This is a genomic window from Pseudomonas rustica (assembly GCF_049959085.1).
GTDB lineage: Bacteria > Pseudomonadota > Gammaproteobacteria > Pseudomonadales > Pseudomonadaceae > Aquipseudomonas > Aquipseudomonas rustica.
In genome coordinates this window covers 5272872-5290845 of record NZ_CP188200.1, presented here as the reverse complement: position 1 = coordinate 5290845, position 17974 = coordinate 5272872, and the positions used below count along the sequence as shown (strand labels likewise).

The window sequence follows — 17974 nt, the reverse complement described above, 5'->3', positions numbered from 1 at the left end:
TGCCTAGGCTCAGGCGAAGACGTCAGCGTCCTTGAACAACGCGGCGGTCTGATCCTTGGCTGAAAGTTTCGGCGCTTCGTCCAGTTGCCAGTCGATGCCCAGATCCGGGTCATCCCAGCGAATGCTGCGCTCGGCCGACGGCGTGTAGTAGTCGGTGGTCTTGTAGAGGAATTCTGCGAACTCGCTCAGTACTACGAAACCATGGGCGAAACCTTCTGGTACCCACAGTTGACGGTGGTTGTCGGCAGACAGACGCACCGCTACCCACTTGCCAAAATTTGGCGAGCTACGGCGAATGTCCACAGCCACGTCCAGCACTTCACCGACGGTGACGCGAACCAGTTTGCCCTGGGTGTTTTCCAGTTGGTAATGCAGACCCCGAAGTACGCCTTTCTGCGAGCGCGAGTGGTTATCCTGGACAAATTGTGTGTCCAGACCGGTTGCGTCCTGGAACGCCTTCGCATTGAAGCTCTCGTAGAAGAAGCCGCGCTCGTCACCAAAAACCTTGGGTTCGATGATCAGAACACCGGGCAGATCGGTGGTGATGACATTCATGTGAATTTTCCAGTGATGGGTGTGAATGGTCGACATTCTTGCGCAAAGTGCCCGACGGCGCGAGTGCTGGCATGTAAATACTGAGCACGTTGTAACAACTGGAAAGGCTTGCGCATCCTCTGCAGCAATGGCGATATAGGCGCCTAATAAAATTTCAGGGGTTGTTTGCATGCCACTTGCCACGTTGTTTCACCGCGCCAGTTTGCCCAGCCCCCAGGTTTCTGAGGTGCAAGCCCTGCAATGGCTCGCGGAACATTACGGGATCAGTGGCCGGTTAAAAGCCTTGGGCAGCCAGCAGGATCTCAACTTCCGGGTCGACAGTGAGCGCGGCCGGTTTGTGCTGAAAATCTGCCGTGGCGACTATTCGCTGGTGGAGCTGCAAGCCCAGCACGCCGGCCTCAAGTACCTCGCCGAACATTCCGCAGTCAGGGTGCCCAGCGTTATCGTCGCCAACAATGGTCAGGATTTGTTGACCTTGGAATCCGCTGGCGAATCGGTGCACGTGCGCTTGCTCGATTACATCGAAGGCCAGCCGCTGACCGATCTCGACCATTTGGGCAAAGAAGTCGTGGCCGGGTTTGGTCGGCTTTGCGGTGAGATGGATCTGGCGCTCGCAGGCTTTGATCATCCGGGCCTTGAGCGCACGTTGCAGTGGGATGCGCGCCACGCCAGCGCGTTGATCAGCCATTTGCTGCCGGTGATCAAGGATCAGCGTCAGCGTGAATTGATCGCCGACGCTGCCGAGCAAGCAGAGCGCTGCTTGCAGCCGCTGCTCGAGAAGCTGCCGGTGCAGGCGATTCACATGGACATCACCGATGACAACGCGGTGTGGCAGCGTGATGCGCAGCGTCATTGGCAATTGCAGGGCGTTATTGATTTCGGCGATCTGGTGCGCACCTGGCGCATCACCGATTTGTCGGTGACCTGCGCTGCATTGCTGCATCACGCCGGCGGCGATCCGTTTGTGATTCTGCCGGCAGTGCAGGCCTATCATGCGGTCAATCCGTTGCAACACGAAGAGTTGCAGGCGCTGTGGCCGTTGATCGTCGCGCGGGCCGCGGTGCTGGTATTGAGTGGCGAGCAGCAGGTCAGCATTGATCCGGCCAACACCTACAGCCGCGACAACCTCACCCACGAGTGGGAAATTTTCCGCGTGGCGACCGCGGTGCCGCTGGCGTTGATGGAAGCGGCGATCTTGACGGCGGTTGGTCATTCCTTACCGGCGATCAATAGCGAAGGTTTTGCGCCGTTGTTGCCGAGCCTGGTCGGGCGCGAATTTGCCTTGATCGATCTTGGCGTCTTGAGCGCGCATTTCGAGGCGGGCAACTGGGAGCAGGAAGGTATCGATCAGTGCCTGCTGACCGAAGCCGCTGCGGCGCATGGTTTGGCGGCGAGCCGTTATGGTCAGTACCGTTTGTCGCGCACGCGCCCTGACAGTGCGGACGAACCAGACACCTTCCCGCTGCACGTCGAATTGCGCGTGCCCATCGGTACCACCGTCGAAGCACCGTTTGCCGGCGTGCTGCATCAAGCGGCGGACGGCGCGTTGCACCTCGATGGCCCGCAACTCAGTGTACGTCTGTGGGGCGTGACACCTTCGGTGCACAGCGGCGCGGCGCTGGTCAAAGGTCAGGTGCTGGGCTCGGTCAGTGGCCCGCTGTTGGTTCAGCTATGCCGTGGTGCGCAGCTGGAAGCGCCGCTGTTCTGCACGCCAACTCACGCGGTGGCCTGGCAGGCATTGTGTCCGTCGCCAGCCGCGCTGCTGGGGCTGGCCTGCGATGCCGAGCCGGAGCTGGATGGCAAAACCCTGCTTGAACGCCGTGACGCCAGTTTCGCCCGCACGCAAAAACACTATTACGTCGACCCGCCGCGCATCGAACGCGGCTGGCGCAATCACCTGATCGACATGCAGGGCCGCTCCTATCTGGACATGCTCAACAACGTTGCGGTGCTCGGCCACGGTCATCCGCGCATGGCCGCTGTGGCTGCGCGTCAGTGGTCGCTGCTCAATACCAACTCGCGTTTCAACTATGCGGCAGTCGCCGAGTTTTCCGAGCGCTTGCTGAAGCTGGCACCGGAAGGCATGGATCGGGTATTCCTGGTCAACAGCGGCAGTGAGGCCAATGACTTGGCGATCCGTCTGGCGTGGGCTTACAGCGGCGGTCGCGACATGATCAGCGTGCTGGAGGCTTATCACGGCTGGACGGTCGGCGCCGATGCGGTGTCGACGTCGATTGCCGATAACCCGAAAGCCCTGGAAAGCCGCCCGGACTGGGTGCACCCGGTGCCTGCGCCAAACATGTATCGCGGTGAGTTCCGTGGCATCGATTCGGCACCGGATTACGTGCGCAGCGTTGTGCATCACCTGGAAAAACTCGCCGAGCAGAAGCGCCAATTGGCCGGATTTATCTGCGAACCGGTGTACGGCAATGCCGGCGGCATCTCGCTGCCACCGGGTTATCTGAAACAGGTTTATGCCTTGGTGCGCGCGCAGGGCGGGGTGTGCATCGCCGACGAAGTGCAGGTCGGTTATGGGCGTATGGGTAAGTTTTTCTGGGGTGTTGAAGAGCAGGGCGTGGTGCCGGACATCATCACCATGGCCAAAGGCATGGGCAACGGCCAGCCACTCGGTGCGGTGATTACTCGCCGGGAGATTGCCGAAGCGCTGGAGGCCGAAGGTTATTTCTTCTCGTCGGCGGGCGGCAGTCCGGTCAGTTGCCAGATCGGCATGGCGGTGCTGGATGTGATGGAAGAAGAAAAGCTTTGGGAAAACGCGCAGGTGGTCGGAGGCCACTTCAAGGCACGGCTTGAAGCGTTGATCGATAAACATCCGCTGGTGGGCGCGGTGCACGGTTCCGGGTTTTATCTGGGGCTTGAGCTGATCCGTAACCGCGAGACGCTGGAAGCGGCGACCGAAGAGACCGCGCTGCTGTGTGATCGCCTGCGTGAGCTGGGGATTTTCATGCAGCCGACCGGGGATGATCTGAATATTCTCAAGATCAAACCACCGATGGTGACGTCGCGTCGCAGTGTCGACTTCTTCGTCGACATGCTTGATCGGGTGCTCACCGAGGGACTCTGACACTCACCCCATGTAGGAGCTGCCGAAGGCTGCGATCTTTTGATCTTGTTTTTCAAGAGCAAAATCAAAAGATCGCAGCCTTCGGCAGCTCCTACAGGGTTTCGGAGTTAATTCGATTTGTATCGGTCTTTAATGCGTTGAATTAGACGAAATGCATTTTAGTAGCTTTTAAAGCCGATATTTATCGGCTATAAAGTCGCCATTGCCCCGGCATGGCGATCTCTTGTCCGGTGCGCGCGTTTTCTTTTCGGTCGAAATGGTCGACCGTCAAAGCACTTGCCCGGAGATGATTCATGAGTCGTATCGTTACCGTTGCCGCCACTCAGATGGCGTGTTCGTGGGATCTGGAAGCCAACCTCGAAATCGCTGAAAGGCTGGTACGCGAAGCCGCCGCCAAAGGTGCGCAGATCATCCTGATTCAGGAGCTGTTCGAGGCGCCGTACTTCTGCCAGAAGCCAAACCCGGACTATCTGCAACTGGCGACGACGGTGGAAGAAAACGTCGCGATCAAACATTTCCAGAAAATCGCCAAAGAGCTGCAAGTGGTGCTGCCGATCAGCTTCTACGAGCTGGCCGGCCGCGCGCGTTTCAACAGCATCGCGATCATCGACGCCGACGGCAGCAACCTCGGGATTTATCGTAAAAGCCACATTCCGGACGGCCCGGGCTATCACGAGAAGTATTACTTCAACCCAGGCGACACTGGTTTCAAAGTGTGGAATACGCGTTACGCGAAAATCGGCGTAGGCATCTGCTGGGATCAGTGGTTTCCGGAAGCGGCGCGCAGCATGGCGCTGCAAGGTGCGGAAATTCTGTTTTACCCAACCGCGATCGGCAGCGAGCCGCACGACAAGACCATCTCGTCGCGCGACCACTGGCAGCGTGTGCAGCAGGGCCATGCCGGCGCTAACTTGATGCCGCTGATCGCCAGCAACCGCATTGGCAACGAAGAACAGGACGGCTACGACATCACGTTCTACGGCTCTTCGTTCATCGCCAACCAGTTCGGCGAAAAAGTGCAGGAGCTGAATAAAACCGAAGAAGGTATTCTTGTGCACACTTTCAACCTCGACGAGCTCGAACACATTCGCAGCGCGTGGGGTTCATTCCGTGACCGCCGTCCGAACCTGTACGGCGCGTTGAAAACCCTCGACGGTTCCCTGGAGTCCTGATCCCGATGACCACATTGAAAAGTACCCCGCGCGCCGACGGCTTTCACATGCCGGCCGAGTGGGCGCCGCAAACGCAGACCTGGATGATCTGGCCCGAGCGCCCGGACAACTGGCGTCTGGGCGGCAAACCGGCGCAAGCCGCACACGCAGCGGTGGCCAAAGCCATCGCGCGTTTCGAACCGGTGACTGTTGCCGTTTCCGCCGGCCAATACGAAAACGCCCGCGCCCGCCTGGACGTGCCGAATATCCGCGTGGTCGAGATGTCCAGCGATGACGCCTGGGTACGCGACAGCGGCCCGACCTTCGTCATCAATAACAACGGCGAAGTACGCGGTGTGAACTGGGACTTCAACGCTTGGGGCGGTTTCGATGGCGGTCTGTATTCGCCGTGGAATCGCGACTCGCAGGTCGGTGGCAAGATCCTCGAGATCGAACGCAGCCCACGCTATCGCACTGAAGGTTTTGTGCTCGAAGGCGGTTCGATTCACGTCGACGGCGAAGGAACGCTGATTACCACCGAAGAATGCCTGCTGAACCGTAATCGCAACCCGCATCTGGGTCGCGAAGAAATCGAAGCAGTGCTCAGCGCCAATCTGTCTGTGGATAAAATCATCTGGCTGCCGGACGGTTTGTTCAACGACGAAACCGATGGCCATGTGGATAACTTCTGCTGCTACGTGCGTCCGGGCGAAGTGCTGCTGGCGTGGACAGATGATCCGCAGGATCCGAACTACCCGCGCTGTCAGGCTGCGATGAACGTCCTGCAAAGCAGCACCGATGCCAAAGGTCGCCCGTTCACGGTGCACAAAATGCCGATCCCGGGGCCGCTGTATGCGACCGAAGAAGAGTGCGCTGGTGTCGATCCGGTCGACGGCACGCAGGAGCGTAATCCGTCGGTGCGTCTGGCCGGTTCTTACGTGAACTTCCTGATCGTCAACGGCGGCATCATCGCGCCGAGCTTCGACGACCCGATGGACGCGCCTGCTCTGGAAATCCTGCAGAACCTGTTCCCGCAGCACGAAGTGGTCATGGTGCCGGGCCGCGAACTGTTACTGGGCGGCGGCAACATCCACTGCCTTACTCAACAGCAACCCGCGCCGCACAAAGAGTGAGTTGAGTCGTAACAGCTTGAGTTGATTACCAAATCAGCCGGGCAATGATTAGCTCGCTAAGTATGAACAGAGGCCCGCAGCCCGAAAGGACGGCGGGCTTTTTTGTATCCACTTGTCGACAAACGCGAGACATTGGCATAGCTCTTGTATTCGTCTGGGGGCACTAGGGAGGGGGGAAGAACTTCAATCGTTCTGTCATAAACCTTGGATAACGTAGCCGCTCACGAACGGGGAGAGAGCGCTGAAATGAACGCCGAAGTGAACGTAATCAGCGAGCGGACTTTGCATCCCATGGCCGTTAACGGCGAATCGCTCCACCGCGTTGCGCACTGGTTGAAATCCAATGGAACGCGTCAGATCAGGGTTCCTGATCCGCGCCGGATGATGATCGAGCGCTACCCCGCTGACCTGTTCAGCGAGGACGAACTGGAAGCGTTGTGGGATGTGCTGGAAGGATAAGAAGGACAATAGGGATAAGTGAAAGCGCTGCCGGGATGGCGGCGCTTTTTTTGGCGCGGGAAATATAGAGGTGAGTCGGCCGGTCTATAGCTCATTTATTCGGGAGGGGTGAGGACGTAAAAATCTGCAACATCTGGTAGCCAATCAACAATTGCTCCTCCGAAAAAGATAGTGGCCTGCAAATAGGCAGGGCCTAGTCGTACACGGGAGGTTTCAATACTGAACTCCCTATACTTTTCATCCGCCAGAGTAAAATTCACTGTGATTTTATCGTAAGACTGTCCTCCCCTCCGTAGATCAATAACGAGATGCTCCCAATCTCTAATATTACAAAAACCTTTAATCGTCACAGGAAATGTATAAAACCCATCTGCCTTTGGCGAAAACCAACCGCCATACTCATTTTCATTTTTCACCGTATCTGACATGACCGTGTTCTCGAAAATCTTTAGAAAAGGTTGCTTCTCTTGTACCTCCACCGGGTGCCGTCTACACCTGTAAAATCTGACAGTCCCGATAAACGGTCATAGGTTTTCTTGGTAAATTTCAGACATTTCTAAAAGCAGATCGGCTCTAAAAAATATCAGCGATGTAGGAGTGATCTCGCAGGTCTGCGAGTAATCAAAAAGAATAAGTCCCCGTCATCACAACACTACGCGGCGCCCCCGGCTGGATCTGCGCAGCACTGGTCGCCGACGAGTAATACTCGCGATCAGTAATATTGTTCAACGCCCCACGCAGATCCCAATCCTTCATCCGATAACCCACCAGCGCATCCCAACGTCCATAACCCGGCAGCACGGTTGTATTGAGATTATCGGCATAGCGCTGGCCAACCAGCGTCAGCCCGGTTTCGCCATACCAGCCCAGCTCCGGTTTCCAGGTCAGGAACAGGCTGCCGTTGTGCTTGGCGACGTTGTTGATGCGTTTGCCTTCCAGGCCGTTGTTGTCCTTCTCGATCGTCGCGTCCTGCACGCCGACGCCTCCGCGCACGTACCAGTTACCGGCGATTTTGCCGGTGCCGGTCAGTTCAATCCCGCGTGAACGTTGCACGCCGGTCAGCACGGTTACGGTCGGATCGTTTGGATCTGCGGTGCGGCGGTTGTAGAGCTCAAGGTCGTAGATCGCCAGCGTGGTGCTCAGGCGATCATCAAGCCAGTCGCTCTTCACGCCGATTTCTTTCTGCTTGGTCAGCTCCGGGCTCAGGTCATTGGAGTTGCCCGCTGCACCCGGGGTGATACCGATCAGACCGCCGCCCACTGGTGAGAAAGTTTTAGTCCATGAGGCATAGAACGAGTGATTGTGCAGCGGCGTCCAGACCAGGCCCACGCGCGGGCTGGTGCTGTGGCTGTCGCGGTCTTCGCTGATGTTTTTCAACTGGTTGGTCGACTCGATGTCGAAGGTGTCGTAACGCAAACCGGCGAGCACTTGCCATTGATCGTTCAGGCGCAATTGATCCTGCACGTACAGTGCGCGGCTTTCGACTTCGGTGTGAGTGTCGCTGGATACCTGCATGCGCCCGGTGTGGCGCAAATCGCGATTGGGGTTGTACAGATCCAGCGCTGGCACTGGCGAGCTGCCGGGGCCCGTGGTCGCCGCGTTGTACAGCTTCGGGTCGCGGCGTTGACTGCCGATCTCGATCCCGGTCAGCAGACGATGCTCCAGACCAAAGGTGTCGAAACCGCCTTCCAGCTCAATGTTGTTGTAAATGTTGCGGGTGGTCAGATCCTGCTGCCAGTGCTGACGCGTGACCTTGTTGGTCGCCGGGACATAACCGGTGAGGTAGGTGTTGTCGAAATCACTGTCGAGTTTGAACACGCCGAGGGTCTGGTGCAGTTGCCAGTTTTCGTTGATTTCGTAAGTGAGCTTCGAGCGCAACGACTGGGTTTTGTCGTCGATGAAATCGTGATCGTTGCCATAAGTGGTGTCGCGCCCGACATCGGCCGGACGACCATTAACCCCCGGAATGCCGCGATCCGGCGTGCGGTTGTAGCGGCTGTATTCATACTGCACCAACCAATTCAGATCCGGGCTCAGTTGCCAGCTCATCGACGGCGCGAACAACTGGCGATTGCCACTGACACCATCACGGAAGCTGTTTTCATCCATGTTGCCCATGTTCAGGCGCAGGCTGATGTTTTCGCTCGGATCGGTGCTGAGGTCGGCGTACAGGCTGCGCAAATCTTCGCTGCTGCCTTGGGCCTCAATCGTCGAGCGGCGGCCGAATTCCGGCATTTTGCTCACGCGGTTGACGATGCCGCCCTGGCTGCCACGGCCATACAACACAGCGGCCGGGCCCTTGAGCACTTCGACGCGTTCGATGTTGTGCATGTCGCGCTTGTACTGGCTGTCGTCGCGGATGCCGTCCAGATAAAAGTCGTTGCTCGCATCGAAACCCCGGATGCGCAGGCTGTCGAAACGCGTGTCAGCGCCGCTGCTGACGTTGGGAATGCCGCTCAACGCATCGCCGATGTCATTGGTGCCGTAGTTCGCCACATTGGCGGTCTTGATCGAGTCGATGGCCTGCGGCACATAGCGCACCGGCGTCGAGGTGCGGGTCGCGGTGTTGCTGACTTTGACGCGCGGATCATCATCCTCGGCTTCGGCAGCGCTGATCGATGTTTCAGGCAAGGTTGTAGGAGCCGCGTAGGAAAAACCGGCAGACAGCAGGGCAGACAGGCCAAAGCTGTAGGACGTCAGGCGAAAAGGGGCAGGCATTGAAGAAAACATCCGTAGGATTTTTAGGCTGTAGCGTGTAGGGCGCGGATGATAATGCTTGCTATTTACTTTCGTTAATTATTCCTGGGAAGTTCCGCTGCTGGATTGTTTCGGATTGTGTCTCAGCCAATACAGCCCGCTCGGTCAGCGAAATTGATTGGCTCGTGAGAGCGATCACGCGCACGATAAATCGCTGAAAAATCTTCCTCTGCGCGACGTCAAAATCACTGGTTGTCACCGAATCCTTGCAACCCGCTATCGCAAAAATTACGTTTCTTAGACGAATTTCGCCTATTTAAAGACGATTCTTGAAATTGACACATTGTTCCGGGCGCGGCTACGATTCGGCCCAACGCCTGTGGCCAACCGCCATGACTCAAAATAATAAGAAGGCCCGCCACGACTTGGTCGTGGGCGGGTCTTTTTGTTTCGGGATGAAAAAAGAGTGCAAAAGCGCCGTTTCAGCCGTTCGACACAGCGCGTTTCAACCCGTAATAAGGAAAATAAAATGTTGAACAAGCGAATCAGCCTGATCGCTCTGGGGATGTTGAGCGCCACACAGGCCATGGCTAACGACCAGGCCGAGTCCAAGGGTTTTCAAGAAGACAGCAGCCTCAAAGTGCTGCTGCGCAACGCTTACATCAATCGTGACTACAAAGACGGCAACGACGACAAATCCGAGTGGGGCCAAGCGGCCATCGGTACGTTCTCGTCCGGCTTCACCCAAGGCACCATCGGTGTCGGTGTCGACGCTTTCGGTCTGTATGCACTGAACCTGGAACGCAGCGAAGATCGCAGCGGCGCCGGCGGTATCGACTTCTTCAAGAAGGGCGCCAGCGGTGCTCCGGCCGACGACCTGTCCAAGGGCGGCGCAGCGGTCAAATTCCGTCTGTCCAGCACCACCCTGACGTACGGTGACCAGATGCCGGCCCTGCCGGTGCTGAACTACGACAACTCGCGTCTGCTGCCGGAAAGCTACACCGGTACTTTGATCACTTCCAAAGAGATCAAAGGCCTGGAGCTGAACGCCGGTCGTTTCACCGCCGAATCGCGCAAGAGCGCGGAAGGCCGTGACAGCGGTGGTCTGAAGTCGATCAACGTATTGGGCGGTAGCTACCAGTTCACCGAACAGTTCAAAGCGGCGCTGTACGCTTCCGACGTCGAAGACGTGCTGAAGAAGCAATACGTGAACGCCAACTACGTGTTCCCGATCGACAAGGATCAATCGCTGACCCTCGATTTCAACGGCTACCGCACCAAGCTGGACAATTCCTACGTCCGCGAAAGCGGTGCAACCGGCGACGACAACAAGATCTGGAGTCTGGCCGCGACTTTCGTCACCGGCCCGCACTCGTTCACCGTGGCGCACCAGCGTTCCACTGGCGACAGCAACCTTGGCTACGCCTACGGCGGCTATCAGAAAGATCAGGGTCGTGTCGGCGACGGTGGCAACACCATCTACCTGGCCAACTCCTACTGGTCTGACTTCAACGCTGAAGACGAACGCAGCTGGCAGTTGGGCTACGGCCTCGACTTCAGCGCTTTCGGCGTGCCGGGTCTGAGCTACAACGTTGCTTACGTACGTGGCGACAACATCACTACGTCCACCAGCGAAGGCGGCACCGAGCGCGAGATCTTCAACCAGTTCAAGTACGTCGTGCAAAGTGGCCCGGCCAAAGACCTGAGCGTGAAACTGCGCAGCTCGATCCTGCGCGTGTCGCAGAAGTCCAGCGAGTACAACGTCAGCGGCAACGAGCTGCGTGTGTTCGTGGATTACCCGATCAACATCTTCTGATGATCGATCGAATGTAAGAAACTTGAGAAAAACCCCGATTCGTTCGGGGTTTTTTTTCGACGGATTTTTGATGAAAACCAGAAAAAAACCATGTTTTTGTCATGTAAAAGTAGTTTTTAAGTCGCTGCAAACTTCGTTTCAAACAGGGCTTTAAATGCCTGAAATTCTTTCTCATGGACGCAAATTCTCCACCTAATAGATTAGGCCGCTCAACGCAGTGGAGAATTGGGTAATGATCGTTTTGAACAGAGAAGTGGGCGAATCGCTACGGCGCGACAAATATGTCAACGTCCAGGGTGGTGACTTCAATCTCTACGGTCATTTTGCCGACTTCGTCAGACTGACCAAAAGTTGGGAAAACATGGAGCCTGACAGCTACTACGGTCAGGCCGAAGCCGGCATGCGTTACCGTCGTTACAGCGACTTCGAATACAACCCGAAAACCCGCGAGCTGACGCAACTCGAGCATCGCGCGTACGTGCAATCGAAAGAGAACAACGCCTACGTTGGCGGCCTGGTACGACACTTCCAGGACTTCTCCGATGAAGTGATTTCTTCGCCGGTAATGCGCAGCCTGATCGACACCGATTTCGAAGTGTACAAAAGCGTGTTGCCGGAAGAGCTGCACGATGAAATCTGGCAGTGCCAGATCCATCAGATCCGCATCGAGATCAAACCCGGCAAACAATTGGAAATCACCCCTGAAGGCATTCACTGCGACGGTTACCCGTTCAGCGGTGTGCATTTCTGGGGGCGCAACAATGTCGAGGGTGCGGAGAGTCGTCTGTACGACATCCACGAGCATCAACTGGCGTCGACCACTTACGAGGAAATTCTCGACACCACTTACTTCCTCGACCGCGACATGCGCCACTACGTGACCCCGGCGCGCAACAGCCACACCCATGCCATGGCGTATCGGCAGATTCTGGCGATTTCCTTCTCGCGGCCCGGGACCGCTTTCGACATTGTTCGCTAATCAGATCACCCCAATCGATGGCGTCGAGTGCTCGACGCCAGTGGTGCTGCGACGCGCCACGGCCAAGGATGCGCAGCGCATGGAGCGCTTCTTCCGCCAGTTCGACGAAGTGTCCTTCTGCGAATGGCAGGACGCCAAGTGCCTGCGCGGCGTGTTGATCCAGAAAACCACGACGGCCTATCTCGCCTTCGACGTCGCCGGCGAAATCGTCGGCGCGGTGCTCGGTGGCATGCTCGGCAGTCGCGGCACCATCAATCATCTGGCCGTCAGCCCGCGCTATCGCAGCCAGGGCGTCGGTCAACGTCTGGTTGAAGCGGCGTCGTCCGACATGAAGCGTGTCGGCGTGTTGCGGATGTTTCTGTTCGTCGACGATGCTAACCTCGCGGGCAAGCGTTTTTGGACTGCCCAAGGTTTTTGCGAGCCCCACGGCGAACGGACTTTTGAGAGGGATCTATGAATGAAAGGTCCGGCAGTGCGCCGCTGATGGTCACCCATCAGCCGTCGCGCACGTTTGCCGAAGCCAGCCCGGTGGTCGCCGGCTACTTCACGGTGTCATTCGTGTTCGGGCTGATGGCCGTCAACGCCGGGTTGCCGATGTGGCTGCCGGTGGCGATGTGCTTGTTCGTGTATGCCGGCGCATCGCAATTCGCTGCGCTGGCGCTGATCTCCAGCGGCGCGTCGCTGACCACCATTGTGCTGACCACGTTCCTGATCAACGCGCGGCACATGTTGATGTCGGTCTATATGGCCAAAGCCCTGCGCGCGCTCGGTTTGAGCCGCATGGAGCGTTGGGCTTACGCCGGCGGCCTGACCGATGAATCCTTTGCCTTCCACAGTGTGAAACTCGGCACCGGCGCGCCGGTCAACGTGCGCTATCTGATCGGTTTCAACCTGTTCTGCCACACCTCGTGGGTGCTCGGAGGATTGCTCGGCGCAGTTTGCGCACAGTACGCGGCGCACCTGATCAAATATCAGCTCGACTACGCACTGACGGCGATGATGCTCTACGTGCTGGTGTCGCTGTGCAACACGCGCAACAAACTGATCGCCGCCGCGGCAGCGGTGATCTGCATGGGCGCCCTGAGCCTGGTCGGCAGCTCGCCGTTTAATGTGTTTATCGCCACGTTTGTGGGCTGCGGAGTGGGTGTATGCCTGACCAAACGTTCCTGATTCTGGTAGTGGTGCTGATGATGGCCGTGACCTTTCTGCCACGCGCCTTGCCACTGCAAATCAATACCGAGCACTGGCCGCCATTTGTCGCGCGGGCGCTGGAATACCTGCCGGTGGCGATCGTCGCTGCGATCAGCCTGACTCCCTTGTTGATCAAGGATCAGCACATACAGCTCGACCGCCCGGAATTCTATGCCGCGATTCCGACGTTGCTATGTGCGTATTTCAGCAAAAACCTCTTTCTCAGTGTGGCGGTTGGGACGGCTGCGTACATTGCGCTCGGCTCGTTCATGTAACGGCAGATCGACAACATCGCTGAGCGCCTGGCGCGACAACTCCGAGTTGTTCACCGCAAGGCGCACTTCGAGGAAGTCCTCGAACCCCGGGAAAATCGTCAGGCCGTTTTTCTGCGCAGCCTCACGCGAGACCATGCCGACCGCGTCCATCTGCGTGATCAACGACAACGTCAGCGTTTCGCTGCACGAATAGACCATGCGCTGACCGTTCTCGTGATTGCCCAGCCCGGCGTCGAGAAAACGCAAAAAGCTGTGGGAATACGGACAATCTTCTGCAGGACGTACCTGAAACTTGTTGCCCAGCAACGTCAGCGGATCGTTCTCCTGCCCGCAATGCGCGCCGACTACCTGCACCTGCACTTCGGGCAAGACAATACTCGGCAAACCCGGACGCTGCGGGCCGATCAGCACCGCGAGGTCAAAGTCTTCGTTCTTCAGCTTGCTGAGATTTTCCATCGACTCCGCGTAGCTGAATTCCATCTGATAATCGGGAAACACCTCAATCAGGCGCCCGATCATTCGCCGGTTGAAGTCAGTCGACAACGTGTTGTTCAACGCAACCTTCAACGTCCGCTGGCCCGGCACCTTCAGCGCCTCGACCTTTTCTTCCATCTGTCGCGTGGCAATCAGCACTTTGTCCATATACGGCGTCAGCTCAGTGCCTTGCGGCGTTAGCGTCAGCCCTTTGTTGGAACGACGAAACAAGCGGAAACCGAACTGCTCTTCGACCTTGTTCAACTGCGCGGCCAACGCCTGCACAGTCAGGCACGAATGCTCGGCTGCGGCCGACAAAGAGCCGGTCTGCACGATGCGCATCAGGTTGCGTAAGGTTCTGCTATCCATGGGTAATGCCCTCTAAAGTGGGCTGGGTATTGTTGTTTACGAGACTGCCGGTTCGGCGGCCATATGCTGGGTATATTCCTGTACCTGAGCATAGTTGTCGCGGGTTTAGTAGCGAATTGATGTCCCCGCCGATGGCTGGAGGCTGACACAGGATCGGGGTTTTTGGGGGGAGGGGGGTGATGGGGGTCAAAAAAAGTGCCCGGATCGAAAGATCCGGGCACTTTTTTTCGTTTGGAATCTAAGAGCTGTGGCGATTTTTCCCACCTTCGCTCGGCAGCAATCCTTCCCGATACCAGAAGCGTCCGATTGCAAATGAGGATGTGGCTGATTTACCCCACCGCCAAAAACCAGCGAAATATGGACTGTTACTTTGAGGATTTTGTTAAGGCCGAATCCATTGCAGTTAAGGATATTTCCGCCTAGCCAAGGCGCGACTGGGTGGGTACCAATGAATTTGCCAGGAAAGCGCGCTACTCCCAATCAAACCAATTGGATAGCCCTGGGCTTACCGGACATACGCGATATCGAAGTGAGGTTATTGAATTCGAATGCTCGAGAAATTCCTGGTGCGACAAGTTTGGAATTGGCTTGGGAGCAGGTTGCGTTGGGGTTTGGGTTGTCGGAAGGCAAGAGTTACTCCGTGATACAAACGCCTTACGTCGCGGTCACTGTCAGACGCGAATACCTACTACATATCGTGGAAAAAAGGCCCAATGCGCGAGAGCGCTTCACCGAGTTTGCATTGGATACCATTCAGAATCCCTTGGAAATCTGGCAAATTTCCTACGATGACGGTTCGATACGACTGGCGTTCATCGGTGCGTACAACACGAAATATCAGATGCTTGTGGTGATCCACGCTGACTATGGACACGCTCTCTGGAATTTCATGAACTGCGACAAGAAAGCGTTGAATAAGCATCGCCATGGAATACTGGTGTATCAGCGTTTCCAAACCGCCAAACAAAAAAAGCAGCCTGAAGAGGCTGCTTTTTCTGAAGTAGGTGCTTGATATTGTGCTCCCTCAAGCAGGGGAGAAGAGGTCTCACCCGAGCGCTGATATTCAGGTCATCAACGGGGTTCCTAACGCCGACTATTGCCACCTGAAGGCAGTCGGTTTCGCGCTCTTGGGGCCGATTCTCTGTCAGGCGTATTGGCAAGTCAAACGAAAAATAGGCAATAGGAGTCCGCATATGAAGCGCTTTATTTGTTTGGTTCATATGTGTACTAATCTTGATGTATCACATAACGAGTTGGTAACGATCTGATGCCTACTTCACCTCCAGCCCTCACTCCAAGCGAACAACTCGACGCCCCCGAAGCCGGCCGCGTTGCGCTGAAGTTCTTCTTCAACCTCATGGAGCGCTGGGGCTGCAGCGCCGAGCAGCAACGCACATTGCTGGGCGGTGTCGGTAACACCACGTTCTACAAATACAAACACCTGCCGAACATACGCCTGCCGAACGACACCCTTGAGCGTATCTCCTACCTGATGGGCATTCACAAGGCGCTGAGTATCATCTTCAGCAACAGCCGCGAACGCGCCTACACGTGGGTCTGCAGTCCGAACACGGCAGCACCGTTCAATGGGCAAACGGCGCTGGATTACATGCTGGCCGGGCGCGTGGTCGACATCGCCGATGTGCGCCGCTACCTCGATGGGGTGCGCGGTTGAAGGTGCCAGAGTTAGTGGATGTGGCCTGGCCGCGAGCCTATCGGATCGTTAACAGCAGCTTCCCGCCGATTGCGCTGTTTGAAGATGTGCTCGATCCCGAAGACCTGGAAATTGCCTACGCGATTGAGGCGCTGACCAATGATCGATTGATAGAGCAGGCCGGGGTTCTCGCCCGAGTGCGTCCCGAAGATCGACTCTCCGGCCCCGGCTCGACTCCGGTGATGGCTGCGTTTACTCATATCGGTAAACGTAGCCGTTTCTGCGACGGCACCTTCGGCGTTTACTACGCCGCAAGCAGTCAGGCGGCTGCCATCGCCGAGACCTGTTATCACCAGGAGCGATTTCTGGCGGCGACCCAGGAAGCGGATCTTGAGTTGACCATGCGCACTTACGTCAATCGGGTGGTTAAACCGTTACACGACATTCGTCACGATCATCCCGAACTGCACAATCCGGATCCTGAGGCTTATGGGCCGTCTCAGGTTTTCGCCCGGCAACTGCGCGAAACCGAGTCGTGGGGACTGCTCTATAACAGCGTTCGATCGCCGGGCCATGAATGCGTCGCCGCGTTTCGGCCGCCAGCGGTATCGATTCCGAAGCAGGGTAAGCATTTGCGCTATGTGTGGAGTGCGACTCAGCAGAAGATTTCGTTTGTGTTTGAGATCAGTCAGGTCTGAAACGCAAAAAGCCCTCGCATCAGCGAGGACTTCACGTGGCTGATTTACATCAACGGCTTGTCCGGCAGCGCATCCATTACTTTCACAACATCATCGATCAGCGCCTTGCTCAGTTCCTGCAAATATTCCGAGGCATAGGCGTGAAGATCAGGATCGCGCCCGACTGAGGAGTCCGCAGTGAGCAGTCGTGAAATGTGCAGCAAGTGTGAGGCGTGGGAAAGGGCGGCGATTACCGGTACACCGCGATTGGCAAAACGAGGAGATCAGCGATGGTCGATGAACTGGAGCAATTCCAGCAGGACTTACTGGAGTCTGTACGTCAGATGAAGGCCGGTGAGGCCGCGCGCGTTACGTTGATGCCATTCTCTGTGGCGGAGGAACAAAGCGTCGAGGCATCAAGCGATATTGGATCGGAAAGCCTGATTTCCATTGAACCCGCCAGTTCAGGGCAACGAGAAATGCTGCTCATCCGATTACATCTTTTTATGGGTACGCCATAATTATTGCCAGTTCATAATTTGGCATAAAGACGGAAATTTGAGCTGAAGTAGAAACGCTGCCAATAATATAAACACCCCAGAAACAACAAAGCCCCTGCATTTCTGCAGGGGCTTTGTTTTGTATGGTGCGGCACCAGGAGTCGAATAGCATGTTAACTATCAAATATTCTTGGATTTTTCTGCTTGCCTTGCGCTGCTACCCCTAAAAATACCCCGCACTACACTAGCTGTGATCTGACTGATAAAGCTAGATTCAATTCGTCCAATGTCGCGCGTGTTGCAGGATGGACGTTGGGAGTGTTTCAATGCGTTGCCAAATTTCTATTCATATATTCCTGATAACTGTAAATATGCTCGCAATTTTCCGTCTTTGTCTTTGTCCCAAAAGCGCGCTAGGGAAAACCTAATACGAGTACCGGCTGAAAGCCTATTGGGAAGTTCGGCTAAAGGGCGAGCGCCTACATATCTTATTCTTTTGCCTACAGTGCCAAAGCGAGAATATTCAAAATAGTTACCATTCTTGGTTAAGCTGCAATTCAATGTGGCGATTTGAACACTGTAATTCGTCGTGTCGTCGGGTTCCATATGGCCGCTGCCATCCCAAATAATTTTTCCGTCAAAGAGATCTTCTAATTCTATAGCCTCGTCACAAAGCGATGAGATCAGATCATTGAAGTCATCTTCATCTAGGGTGTCCAAGTAGTTGTACTCGTAGACAGCAGCATCTTCGGTGTGCGGAGGAATAATTCTGTAATGCGGAGCATATTTTATCGTATAGCATTGACCTATCTCATAGGGGGCGTCGTGAGATAGTCTTTGGGCCTTTTCGTCTAGAAGGCGTAGCATCCTCTCATTAACGACATCCCACGCGCCAACGCAGATACCTTCTGCCATAAGCGTCTTACTCAAAATGACAACATTACCCTGTACGGCCATGATTT

At 56.2% G+C, this 17974-nt stretch carries 18 protein-coding genes and 1 pseudogene; 13 read left to right on the top strand and 6 right to left on the bottom strand.

Features of this window, described 5'->3' with window-relative positions:
- Nucleotides 1-9: 9 nt before the first annotated feature.
- Nucleotides 10-555: a dTDP-4-dehydrorhamnose 3,5-epimerase gene (rfbC, locus tag ACP3TY_RS24100; protein WP_426618653.1), complete on the bottom strand. Its 546-nt coding sequence runs from the start codon at nucleotides 553-555 to the stop codon at nucleotides 10-12.
- A 169-nt stretch (nucleotides 556-724) separates the two neighbouring features.
- Between rfbC and ACP3TY_RS24095 the strand changes: the two genes are divergently transcribed.
- The 4 genes from ACP3TY_RS24095 to ACP3TY_RS24080 all read left to right on the top strand — a co-directional run bounded on the left by ACP3TY_RS24095 (nucleotide 725) and on the right by ACP3TY_RS24080 (nucleotide 6380).
- Nucleotides 725-3637, top strand: coding sequence for an aminotransferase (locus ACP3TY_RS24095; protein WP_426618652.1), 2913 nt, complete (start codon nucleotides 725-727; stop codon nucleotides 3635-3637).
- Between the two features lie 293 nt (nucleotides 3638-3930).
- On the top strand, nucleotides 3931-4809 hold the full coding sequence (aguB, locus tag ACP3TY_RS24090; RefSeq protein ID WP_034151905.1) for an N-carbamoylputrescine amidase: 879 nt from the start codon (nucleotides 3931-3933) through the stop codon (nucleotides 4807-4809).
- 5 nt (nucleotides 4810-4814) lie between these two features.
- Nucleotides 4815-5921: an agmatine deiminase gene (gene aguA / locus ACP3TY_RS24085; RefSeq protein WP_426618651.1), complete on the top strand. Its 1107-nt coding sequence runs from the start codon at nucleotides 4815-4817 to the stop codon at nucleotides 5919-5921.
- 246 nt (nucleotides 5922-6167) lie between these two features.
- Nucleotides 6168-6380, top strand: coding sequence for a hypothetical protein (locus ACP3TY_RS24080; RefSeq protein ID WP_053116553.1), 213 nt, complete (start codon nucleotides 6168-6170; stop codon nucleotides 6378-6380).
- A gap of 95 nt (nucleotides 6381-6475) precedes the next feature.
- Here ACP3TY_RS24080 and ACP3TY_RS24075 read toward each other — a convergent pair whose 3' ends face one another.
- Together ACP3TY_RS24075 and ACP3TY_RS24070 are read right to left on the bottom strand one after the other, a co-directional pair.
- A complete protein-coding gene (locus ACP3TY_RS24075; protein ID WP_426618650.1) occupies nucleotides 6476-6808 on the bottom strand; it encodes a hypothetical protein in 333 nt (110 codons plus the stop codon).
- Nucleotides 6809-7001: 193 nt separating this feature from the next.
- Entirely contained in the window at nucleotides 7002-9098 is a 2097-nt protein-coding gene (locus tag ACP3TY_RS24070; RefSeq protein WP_426618649.1) for a TonB-dependent receptor, read from the bottom strand.
- Nucleotides 9099-9606: 508 nt separating this feature from the next.
- Here ACP3TY_RS24070 and ACP3TY_RS24065 point away from each other — a divergent pair.
- The 5 genes from ACP3TY_RS24065 (at nucleotide 9607) to ACP3TY_RS24045 (ending at nucleotide 13338) form a co-directional block, all read left to right on the top strand.
- Nucleotides 9607-10893 (top strand): OprD family porin, encoded by a 1287-nt coding sequence (locus tag ACP3TY_RS24065; RefSeq protein ID WP_053116556.1) that lies wholly within the window; start codon nucleotides 9607-9609, stop codon nucleotides 10891-10893.
- A 232-nt stretch (nucleotides 10894-11125) separates the two neighbouring features.
- Complete coding sequence (locus ACP3TY_RS24060) at nucleotides 11126-11872, top strand: 2OG-Fe dioxygenase family protein (RefSeq protein ID WP_008080516.1); 747 nt, start codon at nucleotides 11126-11128, stop codon at nucleotides 11870-11872.
- A gap of 79 nt (nucleotides 11873-11951) precedes the next feature.
- Nucleotides 11952-12329 carry a GNAT family N-acetyltransferase gene (locus tag ACP3TY_RS24055; RefSeq protein ID WP_008080517.1) on the top strand — a complete coding sequence of 126 codons (378 nt, stop codon included), beginning with the start codon at nucleotides 11952-11954 and terminating at the stop codon, nucleotides 12327-12329.
- Nucleotides 12326-13042 carry an AzlC family ABC transporter permease gene (locus tag ACP3TY_RS24050; protein ID WP_053116559.1) on the top strand — a complete coding sequence of 239 codons (717 nt, stop codon included), beginning with the start codon at nucleotides 12326-12328 and terminating at the stop codon, nucleotides 13040-13042. The genes ACP3TY_RS24055 and ACP3TY_RS24050 overlap by 4 nt, the downstream gene beginning before the upstream one ends.
- Entirely contained in the window at nucleotides 13021-13338 is a 318-nt protein-coding gene (locus ACP3TY_RS24045) for an AzlD domain-containing protein (protein ID WP_053116560.1), read from the top strand. Before ACP3TY_RS24050 ends, ACP3TY_RS24045 begins: the two co-directional genes overlap by 22 nt.
- On the opposite strand, the gene ACP3TY_RS24040 is transcribed toward ACP3TY_RS24045, so the two are convergent.
- Nucleotides 13255-14181, bottom strand: a complete 927-nt coding sequence (locus tag ACP3TY_RS24040) for a LysR family transcriptional regulator (protein WP_053116561.1) — start codon at nucleotides 14179-14181, stop codon at nucleotides 13255-13257. The two genes, ACP3TY_RS24045 and ACP3TY_RS24040, sit on opposite strands and share 84 nt — an antisense overlap.
- A 448-nt stretch (nucleotides 14182-14629) precedes the next feature.
- Here ACP3TY_RS24040 and ACP3TY_RS24035 point away from each other — a divergent pair, with 448 nt between their 5' ends.
- The 3 genes from ACP3TY_RS24035 to ACP3TY_RS24025 all read left to right on the top strand — a co-directional run bounded on the left by ACP3TY_RS24035 (nucleotide 14630) and on the right by ACP3TY_RS24025 (nucleotide 16533).
- The gene (locus tag ACP3TY_RS24035; RefSeq protein WP_426618648.1) at nucleotides 14630-15193 is read left to right on the top strand and encodes a PBECR2 nuclease fold domain-containing protein; all 564 of its coding nucleotides are present in this window, start codon (nucleotides 14630-14632) and stop codon (nucleotides 15191-15193) included.
- 255 nt (nucleotides 15194-15448) lie between these two features.
- Nucleotides 15449-15856: an MbcA/ParS/Xre antitoxin family protein gene (locus ACP3TY_RS24030; RefSeq protein WP_426618647.1), complete on the top strand. Its 408-nt coding sequence runs from the start codon at nucleotides 15449-15451 to the stop codon at nucleotides 15854-15856.
- Nucleotides 15853-16533 (top strand): RES family NAD+ phosphorylase, encoded by a 681-nt coding sequence (locus tag ACP3TY_RS24025; protein ID WP_426618646.1) that lies wholly within the window; start codon nucleotides 15853-15855, stop codon nucleotides 16531-16533. Before ACP3TY_RS24030 ends, ACP3TY_RS24025 begins: the two co-directional genes overlap by 4 nt.
- Before the next feature lie 44 nt (nucleotides 16534-16577).
- Here ACP3TY_RS24025 and ACP3TY_RS24020 read toward each other — a convergent pair.
- Nucleotides 16578-16781: pseudogene (locus ACP3TY_RS24020) on the bottom strand (DUF3077 domain-containing protein); the annotation flags it as partial.
- A 21-nt stretch (nucleotides 16782-16802) separates the two neighbouring features.
- On the opposite strand from ACP3TY_RS24020, the gene ACP3TY_RS24015 reads away from it, so the two are divergent.
- Nucleotides 16803-17033: a hypothetical protein gene (locus ACP3TY_RS24015; protein ID WP_426618645.1), complete on the top strand. Its 231-nt coding sequence runs from the start codon at nucleotides 16803-16805 to the stop codon at nucleotides 17031-17033.
- 321 nt (nucleotides 17034-17354) lie between these two features.
- Here ACP3TY_RS24015 and ACP3TY_RS24010 read toward each other — a convergent pair whose 3' ends face one another.
- Nucleotides 17355-17969 (bottom strand): hypothetical protein, encoded by a 615-nt coding sequence (locus tag ACP3TY_RS24010; RefSeq protein ID WP_426618644.1) that lies wholly within the window; start codon nucleotides 17967-17969, stop codon nucleotides 17355-17357.
- Between the last annotated feature and the right edge of the window lie 5 nt (nucleotides 17970-17974).

Excerpts from the sequence above, each read along its gene's own strand:
- ACP3TY_RS24065 (WP_053116556.1), top strand. The coding sequence starts at position 9,607 with ATGTTGAACAAGCGAATCAGCCTGATCGCTCTGGGGATGTTGAGCGCC.
- ACP3TY_RS24050 (WP_053116559.1), top strand. The coding sequence starts at position 12,326 with ATGAATGAAAGGTCCGGCAGTGCGCCGCTGATGGTCACCCATCAGCCG.
- aguB (WP_034151905.1), top strand. The coding sequence starts at position 3,931 with ATGAGTCGTATCGTTACCGTTGCCGCCACTCAGATGGCGTGTTCGTGG.
- ACP3TY_RS24060 (WP_008080516.1), top strand. The coding sequence starts at position 11,126 with ATGATCGTTTTGAACAGAGAAGTGGGCGAATCGCTACGGCGCGACAAA.
- ACP3TY_RS24035 (WP_426618648.1), top strand. The coding sequence starts at position 14,630 with ATGAATTTGCCAGGAAAGCGCGCTACTCCCAATCAAACCAATTGGATA.
- ACP3TY_RS24055 (WP_008080517.1), top strand. The coding sequence starts at position 11,952 with ATGGAGCGCTTCTTCCGCCAGTTCGACGAAGTGTCCTTCTGCGAATGG.
- ACP3TY_RS24015 (WP_426618645.1), top strand. The coding sequence starts at position 16,803 with ATGGTCGATGAACTGGAGCAATTCCAGCAGGACTTACTGGAGTCTGTA.
- ACP3TY_RS24040 (WP_053116561.1), bottom strand. The coding sequence starts at position 14,181 with ATGGATAGCAGAACCTTACGCAACCTGATGCGCATCGTGCAGACCGGC.
- ACP3TY_RS24010 (WP_426618644.1), bottom strand. The coding sequence starts at position 17,969 with ATGGCCGTACAGGGTAATGTTGTCATTTTGAGTAAGACGCTTATGGCA.
- ACP3TY_RS24075 (WP_426618650.1), bottom strand. The coding sequence starts at position 6,808 with ATGTCAGATACGGTGAAAAATGAAAATGAGTATGGCGGTTGGTTTTCG.
- rfbC (WP_426618653.1), bottom strand. The coding sequence starts at position 555 with ATGAATGTCATCACCACCGATCTGCCCGGTGTTCTGATCATCGAACCC.
- ACP3TY_RS24045 (WP_053116560.1), top strand. The coding sequence starts at position 13,021 with ATGCCTGACCAAACGTTCCTGATTCTGGTAGTGGTGCTGATGATGGCC.
- ACP3TY_RS24095 (WP_426618652.1), top strand. The coding sequence starts at position 725 with ATGCCACTTGCCACGTTGTTTCACCGCGCCAGTTTGCCCAGCCCCCAG.
- ACP3TY_RS24070 (WP_426618649.1), bottom strand. The coding sequence starts at position 9,098 with ATGCCTGCCCCTTTTCGCCTGACGTCCTACAGCTTTGGCCTGTCTGCC.
- ACP3TY_RS24030 (WP_426618647.1), top strand. The coding sequence starts at position 15,449 with ATGCCTACTTCACCTCCAGCCCTCACTCCAAGCGAACAACTCGACGCC.
- aguA (WP_426618651.1), top strand. The coding sequence starts at position 4,815 with ATGACCACATTGAAAAGTACCCCGCGCGCCGACGGCTTTCACATGCCG.
- ACP3TY_RS24080 (WP_053116553.1), top strand. The coding sequence starts at position 6,168 with ATGAACGCCGAAGTGAACGTAATCAGCGAGCGGACTTTGCATCCCATG.